General features: G+C 72.4%; 19 protein-coding genes. 12 read left to right on the top strand and 7 right to left on the bottom strand.

The features are described 5' to 3' along the window. Nucleotides 1–27 precede the first annotated feature (27 nt). From ACZ63H_RS12735 to ACZ63H_RS12690, 10 genes are all read left to right on the top strand, one after another. Nucleotides 28–1728 carry a nitrite/sulfite reductase gene (locus ACZ63H_RS12735; RefSeq protein ID WP_469864191.1) on the top strand — a complete coding sequence of 567 codons (1701 nt, stop codon included), beginning with the start codon at nt 28–30 and terminating at the stop codon, nt 1726–1728. Then, nucleotides 1725–1907 carry a hypothetical protein gene (locus ACZ63H_RS12730; RefSeq protein ID WP_469864189.1) on the top strand — a complete coding sequence of 61 codons (183 nt, stop codon included), beginning with the start codon at nt 1725–1727 and terminating at the stop codon, nt 1905–1907. Before ACZ63H_RS12735 ends, ACZ63H_RS12730 begins: the two co-directional genes overlap by 4 nt. Further along, entirely contained in the window at nt 1904–2614 is a 711-nt protein-coding gene (locus tag ACZ63H_RS12725) for a phosphoadenylyl-sulfate reductase (RefSeq protein ID WP_469864187.1), read from the top strand. The genes ACZ63H_RS12730 and ACZ63H_RS12725 overlap by 4 nt, the downstream gene beginning before the upstream one ends. Before the next feature lie 26 nt (nt 2615–2640). Beyond that, nucleotides 2641–3177: an adenylyl-sulfate kinase gene (gene cysC / locus ACZ63H_RS12720; protein WP_469864186.1), complete on the top strand. Its 537-nt coding sequence runs from the start codon at nt 2641–2643 to the stop codon at nt 3175–3177. Continuing rightward, nucleotides 3174–4109 carry a sulfate adenylyltransferase subunit CysD gene (gene cysD / locus ACZ63H_RS12715; protein WP_469864184.1) on the top strand — a complete coding sequence of 312 codons (936 nt, stop codon included), beginning with the start codon at nt 3174–3176 and terminating at the stop codon, nt 4107–4109. The genes cysC and cysD overlap by 4 nt, the downstream gene beginning before the upstream one ends. Nucleotides 4110–4111: 2 nt before the next feature. Continuing rightward, entirely contained in the window at nt 4112–5446 is a 1335-nt protein-coding gene (locus tag ACZ63H_RS12710) for a sulfate adenylyltransferase subunit 1 (protein ID WP_469864182.1), read from the top strand. Between the two features lie 272 nt (nt 5447–5718). Continuing rightward, nucleotides 5719–6828 carry an aliphatic sulfonate ABC transporter substrate-binding protein gene (locus tag ACZ63H_RS12705; protein WP_469864181.1) on the top strand — a complete coding sequence of 370 codons (1110 nt, stop codon included), beginning with the start codon at nt 5719–5721 and terminating at the stop codon, nt 6826–6828. Nucleotides 6829–6864: 36 nt separating this feature from the next. Next, entirely contained in the window at nt 6865–7644 is a 780-nt protein-coding gene (locus ACZ63H_RS12700; RefSeq protein ID WP_469864179.1) for an ABC transporter ATP-binding protein, read from the top strand. Next, nucleotides 7631–8509 (top strand): ABC transporter permease, encoded by an 879-nt coding sequence (locus ACZ63H_RS12695; RefSeq protein ID WP_469864178.1) that lies wholly within the window; start codon nt 7631–7633, stop codon nt 8507–8509. Before ACZ63H_RS12700 ends, ACZ63H_RS12695 begins: the two co-directional genes overlap by 14 nt. 6 nt (nt 8510–8515) lie before the next feature. Further along, nucleotides 8516–9256: a sirohydrochlorin chelatase gene (locus tag ACZ63H_RS12690; RefSeq protein ID WP_469864176.1), complete on the top strand. Its 741-nt coding sequence runs from the start codon at nt 8516–8518 to the stop codon at nt 9254–9256. A 142-nt stretch (nt 9257–9398) separates the two neighbouring features. Here ACZ63H_RS12690 and ACZ63H_RS12685 read toward each other — a convergent pair whose 3' ends face one another. The 5 genes from ACZ63H_RS12685 to ACZ63H_RS12665 all read right to left on the bottom strand — a co-directional run bounded on the left by ACZ63H_RS12685 (nt 9399) and on the right by ACZ63H_RS12665 (nt 14752). Further along, entirely contained in the window at nt 9399–9701 is a 303-nt protein-coding gene (locus ACZ63H_RS12685) for a hypothetical protein (protein ID WP_469864174.1), read from the bottom strand. Between the two features lie 680 nt (nt 9702–10381). Then, the gene (gene mgt, locus ACZ63H_RS12680; protein WP_469864173.1) at nt 10382–11596 is read right to left on the bottom strand and encodes a macrolide-inactivating glycosyltransferase; all 1215 of its coding nucleotides are present in this window, start codon (nt 11594–11596) and stop codon (nt 10382–10384) included. A gap of 77 nt (nt 11597–11673) precedes the next feature. After that, complete coding sequence (locus ACZ63H_RS12675) at nt 11674–12954, bottom strand: ABC transporter substrate-binding protein (RefSeq protein WP_469864172.1); 1281 nt, start codon at nt 12952–12954, stop codon at nt 11674–11676. After that, the gene (locus ACZ63H_RS12670) at nt 12954–13805 is read right to left on the bottom strand and encodes a carbohydrate ABC transporter permease (protein ID WP_469864170.1); all 852 of its coding nucleotides are present in this window, start codon (nt 13803–13805) and stop codon (nt 12954–12956) included. The genes ACZ63H_RS12675 and ACZ63H_RS12670 overlap by 1 nt, the downstream gene beginning before the upstream one ends. After that, nucleotides 13802–14752 carry a carbohydrate ABC transporter permease gene (locus ACZ63H_RS12665; RefSeq protein ID WP_469864169.1) on the bottom strand — a complete coding sequence of 317 codons (951 nt, stop codon included), beginning with the start codon at nt 14750–14752 and terminating at the stop codon, nt 13802–13804. The genes ACZ63H_RS12670 and ACZ63H_RS12665 overlap by 4 nt, the downstream gene beginning before the upstream one ends. 118 nt (nt 14753–14870) lie before the next feature. Between ACZ63H_RS12665 and ACZ63H_RS12660 the strand changes: the two genes are divergently transcribed. Then, on the top strand, nt 14871–15734 hold the full coding sequence (locus ACZ63H_RS12660; protein WP_469864167.1) for a phosphotransferase enzyme family protein: 864 nt from the start codon (nt 14871–14873) through the stop codon (nt 15732–15734). A 57-nt stretch (nt 15735–15791) separates the two neighbouring features. Here the strand turns inward: ACZ63H_RS12660 and ACZ63H_RS12655 are convergent, their stop codons facing one another. Together ACZ63H_RS12655 and ACZ63H_RS12650 are read right to left on the bottom strand one after the other, a co-directional pair. Then, entirely contained in the window at nt 15792–16517 is a 726-nt protein-coding gene (locus tag ACZ63H_RS12655; RefSeq protein WP_469864165.1) for an exonuclease domain-containing protein, read from the bottom strand. Between the two features lie 101 nt (nt 16518–16618). Beyond that, nucleotides 16619–17857 carry an SAV2148 family HEPN domain-containing protein gene (locus ACZ63H_RS12650; RefSeq protein ID WP_469864164.1) on the bottom strand — a complete coding sequence of 413 codons (1239 nt, stop codon included), beginning with the start codon at nt 17855–17857 and terminating at the stop codon, nt 16619–16621. A 511-nt stretch (nt 17858–18368) separates the two neighbouring features. Here ACZ63H_RS12650 and glgX point away from each other — a divergent pair. Continuing rightward, nucleotides 18369–20486 (top strand): glycogen debranching protein GlgX, encoded by a 2118-nt coding sequence (gene glgX / locus ACZ63H_RS12645; protein ID WP_469864163.1) that lies wholly within the window; start codon nt 18369–18371, stop codon nt 20484–20486. The last annotated feature ends 2 nt before the right edge of the window (nt 20487–20488 follow it).

Here is a 20488-nt window from a genome sequence, read left to right as displayed (position 1 = left end):
CCCACCGGTCCCGAAGGACGTAGAACCATGGCCGCCACCCCACCGAACCCCGCCGCCTCCGCGCCCCGCCGCAAGGTGAGCCGTCACCGCGGCGAGGGCCAGTGGGCCGCTGGCCATTTCACGCCGCTCAACGGCAACGAACAGTTCAAGAAGGACGATGACGGTCTCAATGTGCGGACACGCATTGAGACGATCTACTCCAAGCGCGGTTTCGACTCCATCGACCCGAACGACCTGCGCGGCCGGATGCGCTGGTGGGGGCTGTACACCCAGCGCAAGCCCGGGATCGACGGCGGCAAGACCGCGATCCTGGAGCCGGAGGAGCTGGACGACAGCTACTTCATGCTGCGCGTCCGCATCGACGGCGGGGCCCTGACCACCCGGCAGTTGCGGGTGATCGGCGAGATCTCGCAGGAGTTCGCGCGCGGCACCGCGGACATCACCGACCGGCAGAACGTCCAGTACCACTGGATCCGGATCGAGGACGTGCCCGAGATCTGGGACCGGCTGGAGGGCGTGGGCCTGTCCACCGTGACCGCCTGCGGCGACACCCCGCGCGTGATGATCGGCTCACCGGTGGCGGGCATCGCCGAGGACGAGATCATCGACGCCACGCCGGCGCTGGAGGAGATGAAGCGCCGCGTCCTGAACAACCCGGCTTACTCCAACCTCCCCCGCAAGTTCAAGACGGCCATCTCGGGTTCGCCGCTGCTGGACGTGGTGCACGAGATCAACGACGTCGCGTTCGTCGGCGTACGCCACCCCGAGCACGGGCCGGGCTTCGACGTGTGGGTCGGCGGCGGCCTGTCCACCAACCCCAAGCTCGGTGTGCGGCTGGGTGCCTGGGTCCCGATCGAGGAGGTCCCGGACGTCTACGAGGGCGTCATCTCGATCTTCCGCGACTACGGCTACCGCCGGCTGCGCAACCGGGCCCGCCTGAAGTTCCTCGTCGCCGACTGGGGCGCGGAGAAGTTCCGGCAGGTGCTGGAGGACGAGTACCTGGGCGGGCGCAGGCTCGTCGACGGGCCCGCGCCCGAGCAGCCCGTCCGGCAGTGGCGCGACCACATCGGTGTGCACCGGCAGAAGGACGGCCGGTTCTACGTCGGTTTCGCGCCGCGGGTCGGCCGGGTCGACGGGGCCACGCTGACGAAGGTCGCCGACCTCGCCGAGGCACACGGCTCGGGCCGGGTACGCACCACCGTCGAGCAGAAGATGATCATTCTGGACGTCGAGCAGGACCGGGTCGACTCCCTGGTGGAGGGCCTGGAGGCGCTCGACCTCACCGCCCGGCCGTCCTCCTTCCGGCGCGGCACCATGGCCTGCACCGGCATCGAGTTCTGCAAGCTCGCCATCGTGGAGACCAAGCAGCGCGGCTCCCAGCTGATCGACGAACTGGAGCGCCGCCTGCCGGACTTCGACGAGCCGCTGACCATCAACCTCAACGGCTGCCCGAACGCCTGCGCCCGCATCCAGGTCGCGGACATCGGTCTCAAGGGCCAGCTGGTCCTGAACGACCGGGGCGAGCAGGTCGAGGGCTACCAGGTGCATCTGGGCGGCGCCCTCGGCCTGGAGGCGGGCTTCGGCCGCAAGGTGCGCGGCCTGAAGGTGACGTCCGAGGAACTGCCCGACTACATCGAGCGGGTGCTGAAGCGCTTCCAGGCACAGCGCGAGGACGGCGAACGCTTCGCGGCGTGGGCGGCGCGTGCTTCCGAGGAGGCGCTGTCGTGAGCGAGCGGGCGGCGCCCTTCTACTGCCCCTATTGCGGCGACGAGGACCTGCGCCCGAGCGGCGAGGGTCACGGCGCCTGGGAATGCGGGGCGTGCAACCGCGCATTCCGGCTGAAGTTCCTGGGACTGCTGGCCCGGGGCGTTCAGCGAGCCGACGACGGAGGGGACGGGCGGATATGACGACGACTCGGGACGAGCGGTCCACCGAGGAGTTGAAGGCGCTCGCCGAGCAGGCGGGCCGTGAGCTGGAGGACGCCTCCGCGCTGGAGATCCTCCGGTGGGCGGTGGACACCTTCGGCGACGGGTTCTGCGTCACCTCCTCCATGGAGGACGCCGTGGTCGCCCATCTCGCCTCGCGCGTGCGGAAGGGCGTGGACGTCGTCTTCCTGGACACGGGCTACCACTTCCCGGAGACCATCGGCACCCGCGACGCGGTCGAGGCCGTGATGGACGTCAACGTCATCACCCTCACCCCGCGGCAGACGGTCGCCGAGCAGGACGCCGAGTACGGCGCGAGACTGCACGACCGCGACCCCGACCTGTGCTGCAGGCTGCGCAAGGTCAAGCCCCTCGAAGAGGGCCTGGCGAACTACCGGGCGTGGGCGACGGGCCTGCGCCGCGACGAGTCCCCGACCCGGGCGAACACCCCCGTCGTCGGCTGGGACGAGAAGCGGCAGAAGGTCAAGGTCTCCCCCATCGCCCGCTGGACCCAGGACGACGTGGACGCGTACATCACCGAACACGGTGTACTGGCCAACCCGCTGCTGATGGACGGCTACGCCTCCATCGGCTGTGCCCCGTGCACCCGCCGGGTTCTGGAGGGCGAGGACGCGCGCGCCGGCCGCTGGGCGGGACGCGCCAAGACCGAGTGCGGACTGCACGGATGACGAACGACTCGATTCAGGAGAACGACGTGACGACCGGAGCCACCGTCTGGCTCACGGGTCTGCCGAGCGCCGGCAAGACCACCATCGCGTACGAGCTGGCGGGCCGGCTGCGTGCCGAGGGCCACCGCGTCGAGGTGCTCGACGGCGACGAGATCCGCGAGTTCATCTCGGCCGGCCTCGGTTTCTCCCGGGAGGACCGGCACACCAACGTCCAGCGCATCGGCTTCGTCGCCGAACTGCTCGCCCGCAACGGCGTCAAGGCACTGGTGCCGGTGATCGCGCCGTACGCGGACAGCCGGGGGGCGGTACGCAAGCGGCACGAGGAGAACGGGACGCCCTATCTGGAGATCCATGTGGCGACCCCCGTCGACGTGTGCAGCGTGCGCGACGTGAAGGGGCTGTACGCCAAGCAGGCCGCGGGCGAGCTGACCGGGCTCACCGGGGTCGACGACCCGTACGAGGAGCCCGAGGCGCCTGATCTGCGGATCGAGTCGCAGCACCAGACGGTCCAGGAGTCCGCGGCGTCGGTGTACGCGCTGCTGAGCGAGAGGGGACTGGCATGACCACGGTCGCCAAGACGGAGGACGGCACGGAGAGCCCGTACGCCCTGTCGCACCTGGACGCGCTGGAGTCCGAGGCGGTGCACATCTTCCGCGAGGTGGCGGGCGAGTTCGAGAACCCGGTGATCCTGTTCTCCGGCGGCAAGGACTCCATCGTCATGCTGCACCTCGCGCTGAAGGCGTTCGCCCCGGCCGCGATCCCCTTCTCGCTGCTGCACGTGGACACGGGACACAACTTCCCGGAGGTGCTCGAGTACCGGGACCGTGTGGCGGCCGCACACGGGCTGCGCCTCCATGTGGCCTCCGTCCAGGACTACATCGACCGCGGTGTGCTCAGGGAACGTCCCGACGGCACCCGCAACCCGCTGCAGACCCTGCCGCTGACGGAGAAGATCCAGAGCGAGAGGTTCGACGCCGTCTTCGGCGGCGGGCGCCGGGACGAGGAGAAGGCCCGCGCGAAGGAGCGCGTCTTCTCCCTGCGCGACGAGTTCTCCCAGTGGGACCCGCGCCGCCAGCGCCCCGAGCTGTGGAACCTGTACAACGGCCGGCACGCCCCCGGCGAGCACGTGCGGGTCTTCCCGCTGTCCAACTGGACCGAGCTGGACGTGTGGCAGTACATCGCCCGCGAGGGCATCGAGCTGCCGCAGATCTACTACGCGCACGAGCGCGAGGTGTTCGAGCGTTCCGGCATGTGGCTGACCGCCGGCGAGTGGGGCGGCCCGAAGGACGGCGAGACGGTGGAGAAGCGACGGGTGCGCTACCGCACCGTCGGGGACATGTCCTGCACCGGCGCGGTCGACTCCGACGCCGACACGATCGAGAAGGTCATCGCCGAGATCGCCGCGTCCCGGCTGACCGAGCGGGGCGCGACCCGTGCCGACGACAAGCTGTCCGAGGCCGCGATGGAAGACCGCAAGCGCGAGGGGTACTTCTAAGCATGAGCACGACCACGACCGAGGCGCTCTCGGCCACGACCCTGCTGCGGTTCGCCACCGCCGGCTCCGTCGACGACGGCAAGTCCACGCTCGTCGGGCGGCTGCTGCACGACTCCAAGTCGGTCCTCGCCGACCAGCTGGAGGCCGTGGAGCGGGTCTCCGCGAGCCGCGGCCAGGACGGCCCCGACCTCGCCCTCCTCACCGACGGCCTGCGCGCCGAGCGGGAACAGGGCATCACCATCGACGTCGCCTACCGCTACTTCGCCACGCCCCGGCGCCGGTTCATCCTCGCCGACACCCCCGGCCACGTGCAGTACACCCGGAACATGGTCACCGGGGCCTCCACCGCCGAGCTGACCGTCGTCCTGGTCGACGCCCGCAACGGCGTGGTCGAGCAGACCCGCCGGCACGCCGCCATCGCCGCCCTGCTCCGGGTCCCGCACGTCGTGCTGGCCGTGAACAAGATGGACCTCGTCGGCTACGAGGAGCGGGTCTTCGCGGGGATCGCCGAGGAGTTCACGGCGTACGCGACCGAGCTGGGCGTGCCCGAGGTCACCGCGATCCCGATCTCCGCGCTGGCCGGGGACAACGTGGTGGAGCCGAGCGCGAACATGGACTGGTACGGCGGGCCCACCGTGCTGGAGCACCTGGAGACGGTGCCGGTCAGCCACGACCTGGCGCACTGCCACGCGCGGCTGCCCGTGCAGTACGTGGTCCGGCCGCAGAGCGCCGAGCACCCGGACTACCGGGGCTACGCGGGCCAGATCGCGGCCGGCACCTTCCGCGTCGGCGAGCAGGTCACGGTCCTGCCGTCCGGGCGGACCACCCGCGTCGCCGGCATCGACCTGCTGGGCAAGCCGGTCGACGTGGCCTGGACGACCCAGTCGGTGACGATCCTGCTGGCGGACGACATCGACGTCTCGCGCGGCGATCTGATCGTGCCGACGAAGGACGCCCCGCCCACCACCCAGGACGTGGAGGCGACCGTCTGCCACGTCGCCGACGCCCCGCTCACCGTGGGCCACCGGGTCCTGCTCAAGCACGGCACCCGCACGGTCAAGGCGATCGTGAAGGACATCCCGTCCCGGCTCACGCTCGACGACCTGTCCCTGCACCCGCACCCGGGCCGGCTCGTCGCCAACGACATCGGCCGGGTGAAGATCCGTACCGCCGAGCCGCTGCCGGTCGACTCCTACGCCGACTCCCGGCGCACCGGATCCTTCATCCTGATCGACCCCGCCGACGGCACCACGCTGACCGCGGGCATGGTCGGCGAGTCGTTCGCCGCCCCCGAGCCGGTCAAGGACGAGGCCGACGACGACGGCTGGGACTTCTGACATGAGGACGCCCGACGTCTACTCCACGTTCGCGAAGGAGGGCGGCCGCGTCGGCAGCGGCGCCCTCGGCAGCGGGCAGGGCGGGGTGGCGCGATGTGTGCGCTGACGTACGCGCACCGCTCGCGCGCCCGCTCCCCCCACCCCGCCCCCCATGCTCGACTTCGCCCGCCCGCGACGGGACACCCGTCCCGGAGGCGACGAAGATCTCTGCCGAACTCCCGGCCACGACCCGTCAGACCGTGACCGCCGGGCCAACGAGAGGAAACCCTCCCGTGCCTGCCATCCGCTCACCGTTCCTGCGCCGCGGCATAGCCGCGTTCGCCGCTCTCCCCCTGCTCACCCTGGCCGCCTGCGGCTACGGTTCCGAGTCCAAGGACACCGGCACCGCCAAGATCGCCGACGGCGCCGAGAAGACCGACGGGCTCGACTCCGTCAAGATCGGGTACTTCGGCAACCTGACCCACGCCACCGCGCTGGTCGGCGTGCAGAAGGGCTTCTTCCAGAAGGAGCTGGGCGCCACCACGGTCAAGCCCGCCATCTTCAACGCCGGACCCTCCGAGATCGAGGCCCTGAACTCCGGCTCCATCGACATCGGCTGGATCGGCCCGTCCCCCGCCATCAACGGCTACACCAAGTCCAACGGCAAGAGCCTGAAGATCATCGCGGGTTCGGCCTCCGGCGGCGTGAAGCTGGTCGTCGACCCGAAGAAGATCAAGTCCCTGAAGGACGTCGAAGGCAAGAGGATCGCCACGCCCCAGCTCGGCAACACCCAGGACGTGGCCTTCCTCAACTGGGCCGCCGAACAGGGCTGGAAGGTCGACGCGCAGAGCGGCAAGGGTGACGTCACCGTCGTCCGCACGGACAACAAGATCACCCCGGACGCCTACAAGTCCGGCTCGATCGACGGCGCCTGGGTGCCGGAGCCGACCGCGTCCAAGCTGGTCGCCGAGGGTGCCAAGGTGCTCCTGGACGAGTCGACGCTCTGGCCCGAGAAGAAGTTCGTGATCACGAACGTCATCGTGCGGCAGGGCTTCCTGAAGGACCACCCGAAGGCGGTCGAGGCCGTCCTGAAGGCGGCGGTCGAGACCAACCAGTGGATCAACGACCACCCGGACGAGGCGAAGGCCGCCGCGAACAAGCAGCTGGCGGCGGACTCCGGCAAGGCGCTCGCGGCGAAGATCCTCGACCCGGCGTGGCAGTCCGTCCAGTTCACCGACGATCCGCTGGCCGCCACCCTCGACACCGAGGCCGAGCACGCGGTCAAGGCCGGCCTGCTGGAGAAGCCCGACCTGAAGGGGATCTACGACCTGTCGATCCTCAACAAGGTCCTGAAGGCCAAGGGCCGCCCCGCGGTCGACGCCGCCGGCCTCGGCACCAGCTGACGCCCCTTCCCGACGCGTCCCCAGGAGGTGACGACCATGGCCACGACCCTCGCCAAGACCGACGAGACCGTCGAGTTCGCGGCACGCATCGAGCACGTCTCGAAGTCCTTCGCGACTCCGGGCGGGCAGCAGCTCGTCCTGGACGACATCAGCATCGATGTCGCGCCGGGCGAGTTCGTCACCCTCCTGGGGGCCTCGGGCTGCGGCAAGTCCACGCTGCTGAACCTGGTGGCCGGCCTGGACCGGCCGAGCGCCGGCTCCATCACCACGGACGGCCGCCCCGCCCTGATGTTCCAGGAACACGCCCTGTTCCCCTGGCTGACGGCGGGCAAGAACATCGAACTGGCCCTCAAGCTGCGGGGCGTGCCCAAGCCCGAGCGGCGCGAGAAGGCCGAGGAACTGCTCGAACTGGTCCGGCTGAAGGGCGCCCACGGCAAGCGGGTGCACGAGCTGTCGGGCGGTATGCGCCAGCGGGTGGCGCTCGCCCGGGCGCTGGCCCAGGAGAGCAACATGCTGCTGATGGACGAGCCGTTCGCCGCGCTCGACGCCATCACCCGGGACGTGCTGCACGACGAGCTGACCCGCATCTGGTCGGAGACCGGGCTGTCCGTCCTGTTCGTCACCCACAACGTGCGCGAGGCGGTGCGGCTCGCGCAGCGGGTGGTCCTGCTGTCCTCCCGGCCGGGCCGGATCGCCCGCGAGTGGCGCGTCGGCCTCCCGCAGCCGCGCCGCATCGAGGACGCGCCCGTGGCCGAACTGTCCCTTGAGATAACCGACGTACTGCGTGGGGAGATCCGCCGCCATGGCCAGCACTGAGACGACACCGGTCCAGGACGCCGGGAGCGTCGAGGCCGGCCTGGACGCGCTGGAGACCACGGCCACCGGCCGCCCGCCGCTGCGCGAGACGCTCGTCAACAAGATCCTGCCGCCGGTCGCCGCCATCGCGGTGGTCCTGGTGGTCTGGTACATCCTGTACCCGGTCGTCGACGACCCGACGAGGCTGCCCTCGCCGGGCGCGGTGGGCGGCGCGTTCCGGGACGCCTGGCTCGCGGGCGATCTGATCGGCTACATCTGGACCAGTGTCTCGCGCGGTCTGCTGGGCTTCGCGTTCGCGCTGGTCATCGGGACCCCGCTGGGTCTGCTGGTGGCCCGGGTGAAGTTCGTGCGCGCGGCCATCGGCCCGATCCTGTCCGGGCTGCAGTCGCTGCCGTCGGTGGCGTGGGTGCCGCCGGCGGTGATCTGGCTGGGCCTGAACAACTCGATGATGTACGCGGTCATCCTGCTCGGTGCCGTGCCCTCCATCGCCAACGGGCTGGTCTCCGGCGTGGACCAGGTGCCGCCGCTGTTCCTGCGCGCGGGGCGCACCATGGGCGCCACCGGCGCGAAGGGCGTCTGGTACGTCACCCTGCCGGCCTCGCTGCCCGGCTACGTGGCGGGCCTGAAGCAGGGCTGGGCGTTCTCCTGGCGTTCGCTGATGGCCGCGGAGATCATCGCCCAGTTCCCCGATCTCGGCGTGGGCCTCGGCCAGTTGCTGGAGAACGGCCGCACCGCCAGTGACATGGCGATGGTGTTCGAGGCGATCCTGCTCATCCTGTTCGTCGGCATCGCCATCGACCTGCTGATCTTCAGTCCGCTGGAGCGGTGGGTGCTGCGCAGCCGCGGTCTGCTGGTGAAGAGCTGACATATCGTGCGCACCAGGCCCGTTCTCCTCGTCATCGCCCACGGCAGCCGTGACCCGCGGCACGCGGCGACCGTGCACTCCCTCGTGGAGCGGGTACGGTCGCTGCGGCCCGGGCTGCGCGTGGAGACCGGCTTCCTGGACTTCAACGTCCCGTCGGTGCACGGGGTGCTGCGGTCGCTGGCGGCGGAGGGCGTCCGGGACGTCGTCGCCCTGCCGCTGCTGCTGACCCGCGCGTTCCATGCCAAGGCCGACATCCCGGCCGTGCTGCGGGACGCCCCGGCGCGGCTGCGGATCCGGCAGGCGGAGGTGCTCGGCCCGTCGCCGCTGCTGCTGTCCGCGCTGGAACGGCGGCTGTACGAGGCGGGGCTCACGCCCGCCGACAAGTCCTCGACCGGGGTCGTGCTGGCCTCGGCGGGATCGTCCGACCCGGAGGCGATCGCAGTGATCGCGGCAATCGCGCGGGAGTGGCGGCACACCGGTTGGTGCGCCGTGCGGCCTGCGTTCGCCTCCGCCTCCCTGCCCCGCACCGAGGACGCCGTGCGGGAACTGCGACGCCTGGGCTGCGAGCGGGTCGCCGTGGCGCCGTACGTACTGGCCCCCGGCTTCCTGCCGGACCGCATCGCGCGCGGCGCGGCGGAGGCCGACGTGCGCGCGGAGGTGCTGGGCGCGGCCCCCGAGGTCGCCCGTCTCCTGCTGGAGCGCTACGACCGGGCCCGGCGGCCGGCTTTGGCGGCGCTCGGCGCGTGACCGGGGGTGTGCCGGTCCCGGCCGCCTTCCGTGGAAGGGCCGTGTGGAAGGGCCGTGGGCCGGCCGGTGCCTCGGGCCGCTCGCGTGGCGCCGACGGGCCCGCCGGTACGACGGCGCCCCCCCTGGCACCGGCCGTGGCCGGTCAGAGGTCGAGGGCGTGCAGGAGGTGCCGGGTGTAGTCGAGGCTGGCGGTGCCGGCCGAGGCCGCGATGGCGATCGTCTCCAGCGCGGAGCGGATCCGGCCTCGGTTGGGCGGCAGGCCGTCCTCGGCGGACTGCGCCAGCTGCTCCTCGATGGTCTCGCCGCTGCTGACGAGCCCGGGGTACTCGGCGCGCAGCGCCTCGGTGAGCCGGTCGGCGGCCTCCATCAGGGTCTCCAGGTCCGGGGTGGTGCGGTCGCCGAAGCGGGCCGGGCCGTTGACGTTTCCGAAGTTGTAGGTGCTCATGTCCTGTCCTCGCTCGCGGGCCGCAGGAGCCGTCGGGTGGCGGGCGCCGCAGCCGTCGCCGATGGCGTGGGTGTGGGTGCCGCCGGTTCCGTACGGCCGTGTCGTGGGAACGGTGTCGAGGCCGGCGGGGTGGTGGGCAAGTTGGCGTGTTCTCGTCGGTCCGGGGCGGCCTCGGTGGCCGGCTCCGGCGGCGGACACGGTCCGTCGGGACGGAGCCGCGGGCCCGGGAGGGCCGGAATTCGCCACCCGTCCGGGTGACCGGTGCGCGTTGACCCTCCCCGCCGGGGCCGGCGCGGGAAGGGGCGTGCCGCGCGAGGGTGCCCGGGGGCGGGTCACGCCGCCCCCGCGGTGGCGCGGCGCCGCCGGTAATGGTCCGTTCCTCACCCTGATCCGCCCCTTCCGGCCTTCCGTGGGCTTCACCCTAGGAACAGCCTGACGGGTTTGTCGCGGGCTTCGGCGAGCCGGACCTGCGGGGGGCGGGTGTGTGGTATCGGCGGCCGCGGTCCGGCGTTCCCCTGTGACGTCGGACCGCGGCGGCGTCTGGTTCTGCGCCGGCCGCGGCTCCGGTGTCACCGGCCGCCACGCCGAGGGACGATTATCGGCCAACTCCCGTCCGTGCGACCGCGACACGGGGGCCCGCGCCGGCCGGGACGGAGATCGCCCGTCGGCCGCGCGGGGTCCTACCGTGCGCGGTGGCCGGGCAGTTCGGCCTCGATGAGGTCCGCCGCCCGCCGGGTGCCGCCCTCCCGGGCCGTCTCCGCCTGGATCTCCTGGAGCCGGCGCGCGACCTCCGGGTCGTCCACCAGGGCGAGGGCCGCCTCGCGGAGCCGGTCGGCGGTGGCCTCCCCGGTCGCCAGTTTCCGGGCGACTCCGAGCCCCTGGAGCATGTCGGCGTTGCCGAACTGGTCGACGGCCTGCGGTACGGCGATCATGGGCGTCGCCGTGGCCAGCCCCTCCTGGCTGCCGCCGGCGCCCGCGTGGGTGACGAACAGGTCGGCCTGGCGCAGGATCGCGAGCTGCGGCACCCAGTCGCGCACCTCCACGGTGTCCGGCACCTCTCCCAGGTCGGCGCGGGTCACATGCCGGCCGACCTGGAGGACGACGTGCCAGCCGGGCAGGTCGCCGAAGGCGCGGACGCACTCCCGGTAGAAGGCGGGCTGCTTGGTGAAGGCCGAGCCGAGCGACACCAGCACGACCTTCTCCGCACCTGCGGGCCGCTGCCAGTCGCCCTGGTCGGCGCGGTCGCCCTGGCAGGCGCCGACGAAGGTGTAGACGCGTTCGTCGACCCGGTCGGCGTGCGGCTGGAGCGCCTTCGGCATGAGGACCAGGGAACGCGAGGGGTGGCCGGCGAACGAGTCCGGGTGCTCGGTGATCCCGTTCTCCGCCAGCCACGCCCCGAACCGGGCGTAGTACGCCTGGCCGCGCTCGGTCTGCCGGGGCTCGCGCCACATCGGCTCGGCGACCTCCTCCTCGTAGCCCTCCCAGGCGACGAGGTTCGGGGAGAGGGAGATCGCCGGGACGCCCCAGCGGTGGGCGAGGACGCGGGCCGGGTAGGAGGTGATGTCGTGCAGGACGAGGTCGGGTGTGTCGTCGGCGTAGGCCTCGACGAGCTGCGGGAGCGCCTGGATCGCGTCGTCCAGGAACGGCTCGACGTTGTCCAGCAGGGTGCTCCCCCACGCCTCCGGGTCCGCGTCGGGGCCGGGCAGGGTGGAGTGGTACGGCACGGGGCGGGCGCCGGTGGCGGCGACCTTGTCGGCGAAGACCGGCGGAATGGCGTACGTGACCCGGTGGCCGCGGGCGACCAGTTCACGGATCACCTCCAGGCTGGGGTTCACATGGCCGTGGGCGGCGACGGAGAACATGGCGATGTGGGCGGGGGCGGTCTCAGGGGTCATGTCACCGACCCTAAGCGAGACGATACGTCTCGTCTAATGCATTTCCGCGCACCACCGCGCGGCACAGGGCCGGTCGCTCAGCGCTGGTAGCGGGCCAGCACCAGGTTCCCGTCCCGTTCCAGGCGGTGGCGCAGTGCGGCGAGGGTGAGGGCGCCGCTGTAGTACTCCTGGTAGGCCGGGGTGGCGACCTTGTCCTTCCATTCCGGGTAGCCGCGCACCGACTGCGCCGGCGCCGGGCGGAGCCGGGCCGCGAGGGCGGTACCGGTGGCCCAGCCGTGCCGTGCGGTGTGCAGGGCCGGGTCCTTCAGCGCCTCGGTGCCGGTGGGCAGCATCCAGTCGCCGAGGGCGAGGCGGACCATGTTCCCCGGCCGCAGCAGGAAGTCGAGGAAGGCGACGGCCTCCTTCTTGTGCGGGCAGTCGGCGGAGACGGACAGCGTCTGCGGGCTGACGCCCTGGGTGAGTCCATCGGCGCCCGCCGGGGCGGGCAGCACCTGCCAGTGGAAGCCCTCGGGGGCCTGCCGCGCGATCTGCTGGCGGTAGGAGAAGCCCAGCGGGACCATCGCGTACCGGCCGCCGAAGAGGCCGGGCAGGGTGTCCGAGCCGCCGCTGCCGAGCGTGGAGGCGGGGGCGCTGCGGTCGACGGCGACCTGGTCGTGGATGGTCCGGGCCACCACCGCGTCCCCGGCCGTGAACCGCACGGTGACCTTGCCGTCCGCGCCCCGGTGGAAGAGCCGGCCGCCCGCCGACAGGGACAGGTTGAGCGTGGCGGAGACGGGCTCCTTCAGCGGCCAGGCCACGCCGTACCGCCCGGGCCCGCTGAGCTTCTTCGCGACCTGCCGGAACTCCGCCCAGCTCCAGGGGTGTTCGGGTGTCGGTATGCGCACCCCGGCCGCGCGCAGCCGGTCGGCGTCGGCGATCAGCACCCGGGGTTCCTGGAGGAACGGCACGCCGTAGACACCGCGGCCGAAGGTGGCCGTCCGCCAGCTGTCGCGCGGGATGTCGGCGGTGAGCCGGGCGGGGAGCAGGCCGGTCAGGTCGGCGAGGTAGCCGCCGTAGGCGAAGTCGGCGAGGTCGTCGGAGGCGTCGTGGATGACGTCCGGGGCCTCGCCGCCCTCGAAGGAGGTGAGCAGTTGGTCGTGCACGCCGTCCCAGCTTCCCTGGACGTACTCGACCCGGACGTCCGGGTGGGTGGCGTTCCACTCCCGCACCAGCTTCTTGGTGGCGGCGACGGACTCCGGCTGCCAGGCCAGGGACTGGAAGCGCAGGGTGACCCGGCCGCCGTCCGCGGGGCCGCCCGGGGAGCAGCCCGCGAGGAGGAGCAGGAGCACGGTGAGCGCCAGGGCGATCCGGGTCCGCATCAGCTCTTCACCGCCCCGGCGAGCAGGCCGCCGCTGATCCGGCGCTGGACCAGCGCGAAGAACGCGAGGGAGGGCAGGGTGGCGAGGAACGCGGCGGCGGCCAGCGGGCCGAGGTCGGCCACGCCCTCGGCGCCGATGAAGTGGGTGAGGACGACCGGGAGGGTCTGCCGCCGCGGGCTCTTGAGCAGCACCAGCGCGAAGAAGAACTCGTTCCACGCGGTGACGAAGGCGAACAGGGCCGTCGCCGCGATGCCCGGCGCGAGCAGTGGTGCCGTCACCGACACCAGCGTCCTGAGCCGTCCGGCCCCGTCGACGGCCGCCGCCTCCTCCAGTTCGGCGGGGACCGCGCGGACGTGACCGGCGAGCATCCACAGCGCGAAGGGCAGCGACCACACCACGTACACCAGCACCAGTCCGGTCAGGGAATCGATCAGCCGCAGCCGCTTCAGCACCAGGAACAGCGGGATGATCAGCAGGACGAAGGGGAACGCCTGGCTGACCACCACCCAGCCCGTGGCCGCCCGGGCGGCCCGGGTGCGGTGGCGGGCCATGACGTAGGCCATCGGGGTGGCGATCAGTACGGCGACGGCGGCGGTGGCGAGCGCCACCAGCAGGGAGTTGAGGGCGGCGTGCGCGAGCGGCTGCTCGGCGAAGGCCTGCCGGACGTTGGCCAGGGTGGGGTGGCGCGGGATCCAGGCGGGGTGCGGGCTGCCCAGCTCGCGTGGGGACTTCAGCGCGGTGGACAGCAGCCACAGCAGCGGGAAGGCGAGGAAGAGCAGGTAGGCGAGCAGGGCGGTGTACTGGCCGGCGCGGGCGGCGCGGCGGGCCTTCGGGGCGCGGGCGGTCCTCACGCGTCCTCACCGCCGCGCAGCCGGCCGGCCAGGAAGACCGCGAGCAGGAGGGAGACCGCGGCGACGAGCACACAGCCCATGGCCGCCGCGTAACCGAACTGGCCGTAGCGGAAGGCCTCTTCGTAGGCGAAGAGCATGGGCAGCCGGGTCTTGCCGCCGGGTCCGCCGTTGGTGAGGACGTAGACCAGGGCGAAGGAGTTGAGGTTCCAGATCAGGTTGAGCGCGGTGACGGCGAGGGCCACGGGTCTGAGCGCGGGCCAGGTGACCGTGCGGAAGCGGCGCCAGGCGCCCGCGCCGTCGACCGCCGCCGCCTCGTGGAGTTCACGGGGGACGTTCTGCAGCCCGGCGAGCAGGGCGACCGTGGTCTGCGGCAGGCCCGCCCAGACGCCGACGACGATCACCGCGGGCAGCGCGGTGGCCAGGCCGCTCAGCCAGTCCCGGCCGTCCCCGAGGCCGAGGCCGCGCAGGGTCTCGTTCAGGACGCCCGCGTCCGGGTTGTAGACGAGCCGCCACATGATGCCGACGACCACCTCGGGCATCGCCCAGGGCACGATCGCGAGGGCGCGGGCCAGGCCGCGCAGCCGTAAGTCCTGGTTCAGCAGCAGGGCCAGCCCGAGCGCCAGCAGGAACTGGGGGCCGGTCACGCCCACCGCCCAGACCAGGCCGATGCGGAAGGACTCCCAGAACAGGGTGTCGTGCAGCAGGTCCCGGAAGTTGAGGGCGCCGACCCACCGGGTGGCCGTGGTCCGGCCGGACTGGGCGTCGGTGAAGGCCAGCAGGATGCCGTAGAGCAGCGGGCCGACGCTGAGCAGGAGGATCGGGAGGAGGGCGGGCAGGACCAGGAACCAGGCACCGCGGTCGGCGGTCCGGGGAACGGCGCGGGCATGCGCTTCGGCCGCCTCTGTCACGGAATCAGCCCCTTTGCCTGCTCCGATTGGCGTGTTCATGGTCGTGAAGGCCCGTTACCCCGTCAAGGGCCCGTGCACCACCGCCGACCTGTGCGGATGCGAGACTGGCCGGGAACCGGACGGACACGGCACGGGAAGACGGCACGGAGGCGGGACGATGGACGAGGCACGCGCGCGGGACGTACTGGCCGCGGCGGGGGTGCTGCCGGGGCCGGCCGGGGACGCGCGGCTGCTGGCCCTCGGGGAGAACGCGGTGTTCGCCGCCGGCGGCCTGGTGGTGAAGGTCGGCCGGGACGCCGAGCTGATGGCGCGGGCCGAGCGCGAGCTGGCCGTCGCCGGCTGGCTGGCCGAGGCGGGCGTGCCGGCGGTGCGGGCGGCCGAGCCGGAGCCGCTGCTGGTGGACGGCCACCCGGTGACCGTGTGGCACCGGCTGCCGGACCCCGTGCGGCCCGCCGAGCCCCGGGACCTGGCCGCGCTGCTGCGCGTCGTGCACACCCTCCCCGCCCCCTCGTTCACGCTGCCGCCCCGCGATCTGCTGAGCGGCGTGGAGCGCTGGCTGCGGCTCGCGGGCGACGCGATCGACCCGGAGGACGCGGCCTTCCTCCGCGCGCGCCGCGACGACTTCGCGGCCCGGGCGGCGGAGCTGACGCCCCATCTGCCGCCGGGGCCGATCCACGGCGACGCGCTGCCCCGCAACGTGCACGTCGGGCCGGTCGGGCCGGTCCTGGTGGACCTGGAGACCTTCTCCGGCGATCTGCGCGAGCACGACCTGGTGGTCATGGCCCTCTCCCGCGACCGGTACGGGCTGCCCGCGGAGGCGTACGACTCCTTCACCGGCACCTACGGCTGGGACGTGCGCGAGTGGGACGGCTGCGCGGTGCTGCGCGGCGCCCGGGAGACGGCGAGCTGCGCGTGGGTGGCCCAGCACGCCCCGTCCAACCCGAAGGCCCTGGCCGAGTTCCGGCGCCGGGTGGCGTCGCTGCGGGACGGGGACGAGACCGTGCGGTGGTATCCGTTCTGACCGGGTGCCGCGCCCCGAAGGGTGCGGGGACCGGCGCGACCGGCCGCGGCTCACCCGCTACGCGTGCTGGTCCTCGGTCAGCTCCCTCAGCGGCCACGTCCCGTCCACCACCGCGTCCGTCTCGCCCTTGCGCCGCAGGAACGCCTGGAAGTCCGCGGCCCACTGCGCGTACCACTGGATCTGGCACCGGTGCAGTTCGGCCGGGCCGAGGGCCGCGATCTTCGGGTGGCGGTCGGCTATCGCGGACGCGAGCCGGGCCGCGGCCAGGGCGTCGGCGGTGGCGTCGTGGGCCGCGCCCAGGACTATGCCGTACTCGCCGCAGACCGCCTCCAGGTTCCGCTTGCCCCGGCGGTAGCGGTCGACCCAGCGGTCGATGGTGTACGGGTCGACGACCGGGGCGGGGGCGGCGCCGCCCAGCCGGTCGGTCAGGGACGGCAGGCCGTGGCGGCGCAGTTCGGCGGAGAGCAGGGTGAGGTCGAAGGCCGCGTTGTAGGCGACGACCGGCACGCCCGTCCTCCAGTGACCGGCCAGGACGTCCGCGATGGCGTCGGCCACCTGGTCGGCCGGGCGGCCCTCGGCGGCCGCGCGTGCGGTGCTGATGCCGTGGACCGCGACCGCGTCGGCCGGGATCTCGACGCCCGGATCGGCCAGCCACTCCCGGCGGCCGAGGGGCTCGCCCGCCCTGACCTCGATCACGGCACCCGTGACGATGCGCGCCTCGCGCGGATCGGTCCCGGTCGTCTCCAGGTCGAAGCCGATCAGCAGCTCCCGGTGCCAGCCCATGGGCGGCCCCCCTTCTTGGTGGTGCTTTCCCCCAGTGCCTCCACCATCGCACGCGGCACTGACAATCCGCCGACGGCCGCCCGTCCGCGGGTGCCGACGGGTCAGGACACCGGACGCGAATCCGCCCAGGCCAGCTCGAACTCCTCGCGGTATGTCGGGAAAAGACCGGATTCGCCGACGTCGTCCGACGTGACCAGCCGGCTGCCGTTGCGCAGCACCAGGACCGGCGACTCCATCCCGCGCGCCCCGCGCAGATAGGACTGGACGACGGCGACACCGTCCGCGCCGTCGCCGTCCACCAGGTAGGCGGTGAAGCGGGGCGTCTCGTCGTACACCTGGATCTCGAACGCGCCCGGGTCGCGCAGCCGGGACCGCACCCGGCGCGTGTGCAGGATGTTCATCTCGACCGAACGGCTCAGTTCGCCCCGTTTCATCCCCAGTTCGCGTTCGCGGCGCTTGACCGAGCTGGAGGCCGGGTTGAGGAAGAGCAGGCGCACCCGGCAGCCGGACTCGGCGAGCCGGAGCAGGCGGCGCCCGGAGAAGTTCTGCACCAGCAGGTTGAGGCCGATGCCGATGGCGTCGAGCCGGCGGGCGCCGCCGAAGATGTCCTCGGCCGGGAACTGGCGCATCAGCCGCACCCGGTCGGGGTGGACCGCGACGACGTCCGCGTACCGGTCGCCGACCAGGTCCTCGACCGCGTCCACGGGCAGCCGGCGGGCCGAGGGCACGTCCCCGCCCGCGCCCAGCATCTCCAGCAGCCGGGCGGAGGCCCGCTCGGCCTGGCCGAGCACCGCCTCGGACAGGGCCCGGTTGCGGGAGACGACGTTGCGGGTCACCTCCAGCTCGTCCAGCGCGAGTTCGAGGTCCCGGCGCTCGTCGAAGTACGGCTCGAAGCACGGCCAGTGCTGCACCACCAGCTCGCGCAGCTGGGGCAGGGTGAGGAAGCTGAGCACGTTGTCGTCGGCCGGGTCGAGCAGGTAGCCCTTGCGGCGGCTGACCTCGCGGACGGCGACCGCGCGCTGCACCCACTCCTGTCCGGCCGGGCCGGCCGCGGCCACGACCCACTCGTCGCCGTGGACGGGTTCGTAGACGGGCCGCAGCACGGCGGCCACGACCGCCCGCAGCCGCTGTTCGACGAGGTTCAGCCAGATGTAGGCCCGGCCCGCCCGCTGGGCGCGGGTGCGCACCTCGCGCCAGGCGTCGGCGTCCCAGTCCAGCTCCGGCCCGATGGACCCCGCGTCCATCGGCCGCGCCAGGGACACCGCGCCGGGCGGGACGTCTGCGGAGTTCCCCTCGTGACCCTCGTCACCAGGAGGCAGCTCCAGCCCTCCCGAGCCCACCCGTGCACCGCCTTCCGCTCCCGGGCCTTCCCGTCTCAACGATCAAGAAAGCGTACTCCGCGAGCGGTCGGCGGTGCAGCCCGATGGACAGGTCGGTTCGCCGGCCGCCCGGCTCAACTACGGCACTGGCGGTGGCCGTTCCGCCATGGGGGTTCCGCGGGAGTGAGCGGATTCATAGCCGTGACGTCCCGGGGCGGGGTGCGGCCCCTGCCGGTGCACGGGCAGGGGCAGCCGGTCCGCGTCCCGGGCGATGTGGTCGGAGCCGGCGTTCGCCCCGGGCACGGGGCGAGACGGCGGTGCGCCTCCTCTCGCGTACCCCCCTGCTCCCCCTCGGTTCCCCGGGAGTGCGTCTTCGCCCCGCTGATTCGGCGCGTGGCGGGTACCTGAACCGCCGCACGCACTGGTCGCCTCGCAGGGGGGCGGGTGGACGACGGGAGGCTGGCTCACTTTCGGACAGGACTCGGGGCCGACCCGGCCCCAGGCGGACGGCACACCTGGGAGAGTCGTATCCATGCAGGTCTGGCCTGGAGAGGCGTATCCGCTCGGCGCAACCTATGACGGCGCCGGAACCAACTTCGCGGTCTTCACGGAGGCCGCGGACCGAGTAGAGCTGTGTCTGCTGCACGACGACGGCTCGGAGACGGCGGTGGAACTGCGCGAGAGCGACGCGTTCGTGCGGCACGCGTACCTGCCGGGCGTGATGCCGGGGCAGCGGTACGGGTTCCGGGTGCACGGCCCGTACGACCCCGGGCGCGGGCTGCGCTGCAACGCGTCGAAGCTGCTGCTCGACCCGTACGCGAAGGCGGTCAGCGGATCGATCCGGTGGGGCGAGGAGGTCTACGGCTACCACTTCGGGGAACCGGAGCGGCGCAACGACCTGGACTCGGCGCCGCACACCATGACGTCGGTGGTGATCAACCCGTACTTCGACTGGGGCGACGACCGCCCGCCGCGCACCGAGTACCACCACACGGTGATCTACGAGGCCCACGTCAAGGGCCTGACCATGCGTCACCCGGGGCTGCCGGAGGAGCTGCGCGGCACCTACGCGGGGCTCGCCCATCCGGCGGTCATCGAACACCTGACCAAGCTGGGGGTGACGGCGCTCGAACTGATGCCCGTGCACCAGTTCGTCAACGACCACCGGCTGGTCGACATGGGCCTGAACAACTACTGGGGCTACAACACCATCGGTTTCTTCGCCCCGCACAACGCGTACGCCTCCTGGGGCGACCGCGGCCAGCAGGTGCTGGAGTTCAAGTCGGCGGTCCGGGCGCTGCACGAGGCCGGGATCGAGGTCATCCTGGACGTGGTCTACAACCACACCGCCGAGGGCAACCACCTGGGCCCGACGCTGTCCTTCAAGGGCATCGACAACCCGTCGTACTACCGGCTCACCGACGACCCGCGCTACTACATGGACACCACGGGCACCGGGAACTCGCTGCTGATGCGGTCCCCGCACGTGCTCCAGCTGATCATGGACTCGCTGCGGTACTGGGTCACCGAGATGCACGTCGACGGCTTCCGCTTCGACCTGGCGGCCACCCTGGCCCGGCAGTTCCACGAGGTGGACCGGCTGTCGTCGTTCTTCGACCTGGTGCAGCAGGACCCGGTGGTCTCCCAGGTGAAGCTGATCGCCGAACCGTGGGACGTGGGCGAGGGCGGCTACCAGGTGGGCAACTTCCCGCCGCTGTGGACCGAGTGGAACGGCAAGTACCGGGACACCGTCCGGGACCTGTGGCGGGGCGAGCCGCGCGCGCTGGCCGACTTCGCCTCCCGGCTGACCGGCTCCTCCGACCTCTACCAGGACGACGGCCGGCGCCCGCTGGCCTCCATCAACTTCGTCACCTGCCACGACGGTTTCACGCTGCACGACCTGGTGGCCTACAACGACAAGCACAACGACGCCAACGGCGAGGACAACCGGGACGGCGAGAGCCACAACCGGTCCTGGAACTGCGGAACGGAGGGCGACACCGACGACCCGGAGGTGCTGGGGCTGCGCGCCCGGCAGATGCGGAACCTCATCGCCACGCTGATGCTGTCCCAGGGCGTGCCGATGATCAGCCACGGGGACGAGTTCGCGCGCACCCAGCGCGGCAACAACAACGCCTACTGCCAGGACAACGAGCTGTCGTGGATCCACTGGCCGGAGGAGGACGGTGAGCTGCTGGAGTTCACGCGCGCGATGGTGTGGCTGCGCCGGGACCACCCGGTCCTGCGGCGGCGCCGGTTCTTCCACGGCCGTCCGGTGGAGGGCGAGGGCACCCACGACGAGCTGTCCGACATCGCCTGGTTCACCCCCGAGGGCGCCGAGATGACCCAGCGGGACTGGAACTCGGCGCAGGAGTCGGCGCTGACGGTGTTCCTGAACGGCAACGCCATCTCCGAGCCCGGCCCGCGCGGGGAGCGCATCACCGACGACTCCTTCCTGCTGATGTTCAACGCCTCTCCCGAGCCGCTGGACTTCGTGGTGCCGGTCGACCACGGCCGGCAGTGGCAGGTCGTGGTGGACACGGCCCGCACGGGCGGGGTGGAGCCGGGCACGGGCGACAAGGTCGCGGCCGGCGACCGCGTCACCCTGCCGGACCGCAGCCTGACGGTGCTGCGCCGCCCGGCGGAGTGAAC

Source organism: Streptomyces sp. NPDC104831 (genome assembly GCF_055583025.1).
The sequence above is the reverse complement of the archived record's forward strand: the minus strand, read 5'-3'. Positions and strand labels throughout refer to the sequence as shown.